The organism is Radiobacillus sp. PE A8.2, from assembly GCF_045635475.1.
Lineage (GTDB): Bacteria > Bacillota > Bacilli > Bacillales > Amphibacillaceae > JBJGXI01.
Window position 1 is genome coordinate 1 of sequence record NZ_JBJGXI010000097.1, and the last position, 2,832, is coordinate 2,832.

Sequence of the window (2,832 nt, forward strand, 5' to 3'; positions counted from 1 at the left end):
CTATCGCAGCACCTATAGCAGCAGGTGAAATCAAACTATGACCACATCCATGACCGATTTCTGGAAGTGCATCATATTCCGCAATAAATGCAATAGTCGGAAGTGTTGGATCCTGTATATAGTCTGCTCGAAATGCCGTATCTAAACCGACTATTCCTAGCTCCGTTGTAAACCCTACATTTTCAAGTTCCTCACATAGCCACCTAGAAGCTTTATACTCAATTAAACTCAGTTCTGGATTGTTATGTATTTTTTTATGTAAATTAATTAATCTGCCTTTTAATAGTTCCGCTACCTCTATTACTTTATCTTTTAACTGACTGCTCATAAGCAGGTCATTCCTTTCATCGCCATTCCTTCAGCTTGTCTTCTAGACCAAAGATTTCCGTCATATTTTTTCCTGCTTTGAACTGTTCTAATCGATACAATTCATCTTCCAAATGCTTATTGGCGGCCATTAACACTTCACTAGCATATTCTCTCGGTATACAAACAACTCCATCTTCATCTCCAACAATCATATCCCCAGGATTAACGGAAACACCGCCGCATTGAATAGGTACATTGATTGCACCTGGTCCTCTGGAACCAAATAGTTTCATACAGATTGATTTACTAAACACAGGAAAACCCAAGTCTATAATACCTCTCGAATCACGAATAGCACCATCCACCACGACTCCATTTATCCCATTTTCCTGCATGTAGTGACTTAGTCGTTCACCGATACATGCTACATCTTTCACTCCACCAGCGTCTATTACTATAACATCTCCCGGCTTGGCAACTTCTATTACTTTCTGAACATATAGAGCGTCTCCCGGACGAGTTAACACCGTCACGGCTGGACCTGCAATTTTCATCCCAGCTGTGATCGACTTTATTTGATAGTTCATTAATCCCTGCGCAGACATGGAGTCTCCTATCTTACACGTATCATGCTTTTTAAGTTTATCTACTATATCTTGGGGTGTTCTTTCAATTTCAAAATTAATTTCACCATGTAATTGATGCTTATCCATTTTGCAACCCCTTCTGTAGTAAAATTTATTTAGTAAATTTAATTTACAAAATAAATTTTACCACCACCCCTATGGACTGTCAATATAATTGTTAGAATATTCTATTTTTTTAAATCATTCAATATAAACGTTTGTATTATAGGTGCGAAAGCATATTTTTTTAGTTGTTTATCACATTTGAAGATAGATTTAGTTAATTTCATTTACAAATAATTTGATATTGCTTACAATTTAACTAACAAGAAATAGGGAAACCTCTCCTCATTTCGCATAGAAAGGGTGAGATATCGTTGGGATACATCGGAACAAATGGGAATTTTCATTTAATGAAGTCATTAAACCTCGAAAAAATTTTAAAAATGATTATAATTAACCAACCTATATCAAGAGCCAAGATAGCTTCACTTAGTGGGATTAATAAGGTAACTGTCTCGAATTGTATTGATTACTTTTTGGAAAAGGGAATTATTCACGAGATTGGTACATCGGGAGTATCGCGCGGAAGACCTGCAAAGCTTTTAAGTATTAAAGGTGATGCTGGAGTAATTATTGGATTAGATACTGATATTTACCTATGCAGGGTACTTGTCACAGACCTTTCAGGTAAAAATTTAGAACAACGAACATTGCCATTGAATCATAACAAACCCGAAACATTTCTTTCCTTTATAGAAAATACTGTAAAACAATTGAAAATTAAATACAGTCATTATCAATTAGGTGTGGTTGGATTTGGAATCGCTTTACCGGGACATTATAATATTCTAACTGGTGAAATTGAGTATGTGGGAAATTTTAAATACTGGGATGGATATCCAATAAAAGCAGAAATAGACAAGCTAAACCTTGATATTCCCTTTTTTATAGATACAATTGCGAATGCTGGCGCAAGAGGTGAAATTCATTTTGGTCAATCAAATGTTTCCAAGGACCTGGTGTTTATTAGTAGCTTTTGGGGGTTAGGAGTAGGAGTCTATACAAAGGGAAGCATTTTCTCTGGCAATTCTGGATTTGCCGGAAGGTTAGGACATTCTACCATTCATATTAATGGAAGAAAGTGTGTTTGTGGTAATAACGGATGTTGGGAAACTTATGCATCTACCAAGGCTTTATATGAGCAGTTGTATCCAAATCAACCGAATAGTCGTGAAATCATCCAAGCTATGATAAATAATTTAGACCACAATGATCCTAAAATGACACAGGCTCTCCATGAGCTGTCTTACTACCTTGTTATGGGACTTGTTAACATTGTCAATGCCTATAACCCAAATGAAATTTGTATAGGTGGATACTTAGGACTACTATTAACTAATATGCGCTCTACAATAAAAAGTAACCTATACGAAAGGATTCCACAGCATTTTTCAAGGGATCTAGAAGTATATTGCTCGTCACTCGGAGAATTTGGAGCATCCTACGGCGCCGTGTCTATCGTCAAAGACCACCTCTCAGATATTTTCATAGAATTATAGGACTGGGACTCGAAACAATAAAATCACTTGTTTCTGCGGTGTATATTCATTGTAGATTTCCTTAGTGCGATTACTCGCCCCACCGAAAACATTTGGACTGAACCGCAGGACCAGAGTAGGCTTCGAAGCTTTACCTCGAACGAAGAAAATTGTTCTATATTTTCGATGGAGTAAGGAAACATGCCCCTGCACAAGGGGTATGTCGACGTTGGACGACAAGTCCGCTTTTAGTCGACCTTCCATAAAACCTGAACCGATATTGACTTATCGTGTCATGTGGTGAGGGAAGTCTCGCTAGTCGCTGGCCGTGGCTAAATAACTCAGCAAGATATCCG

General features: G+C 37.4%; 2 protein-coding genes and 1 pseudogene. 1 reads left to right on the forward strand and 2 read right to left on the reverse strand.

Annotated features, from left to right (window positions below; all coding sequences use genetic code 11):
- A pseudogene (locus ACI6MV_RS24790) lies at window positions 1-328 on the reverse strand (M20 family metallopeptidase); the annotation flags it as partial.
- A gap of 16 nt (window positions 329-344) precedes the next feature.
- On the reverse strand, window positions 345-1,022 hold the full coding sequence (locus tag ACI6MV_RS24795; protein WP_407272984.1) for an RraA family protein: 678 nt from the start codon (window positions 1,020-1,022) through the stop codon (window positions 345-347).
- 359 nt (window positions 1,023-1,381) lie between these two features.
- Here ACI6MV_RS24795 and ACI6MV_RS24800 point away from each other — a divergent pair, with 359 nt between their 5' ends.
- Complete coding sequence (locus tag ACI6MV_RS24800; protein ID WP_407272985.1) at window positions 1,382-2,497, forward strand: ROK family protein; 1,116 nt, start codon at window positions 1,382-1,384, stop codon at window positions 2,495-2,497.
- The last annotated feature ends 335 nt before the right edge of the window (window positions 2,498-2,832 follow it).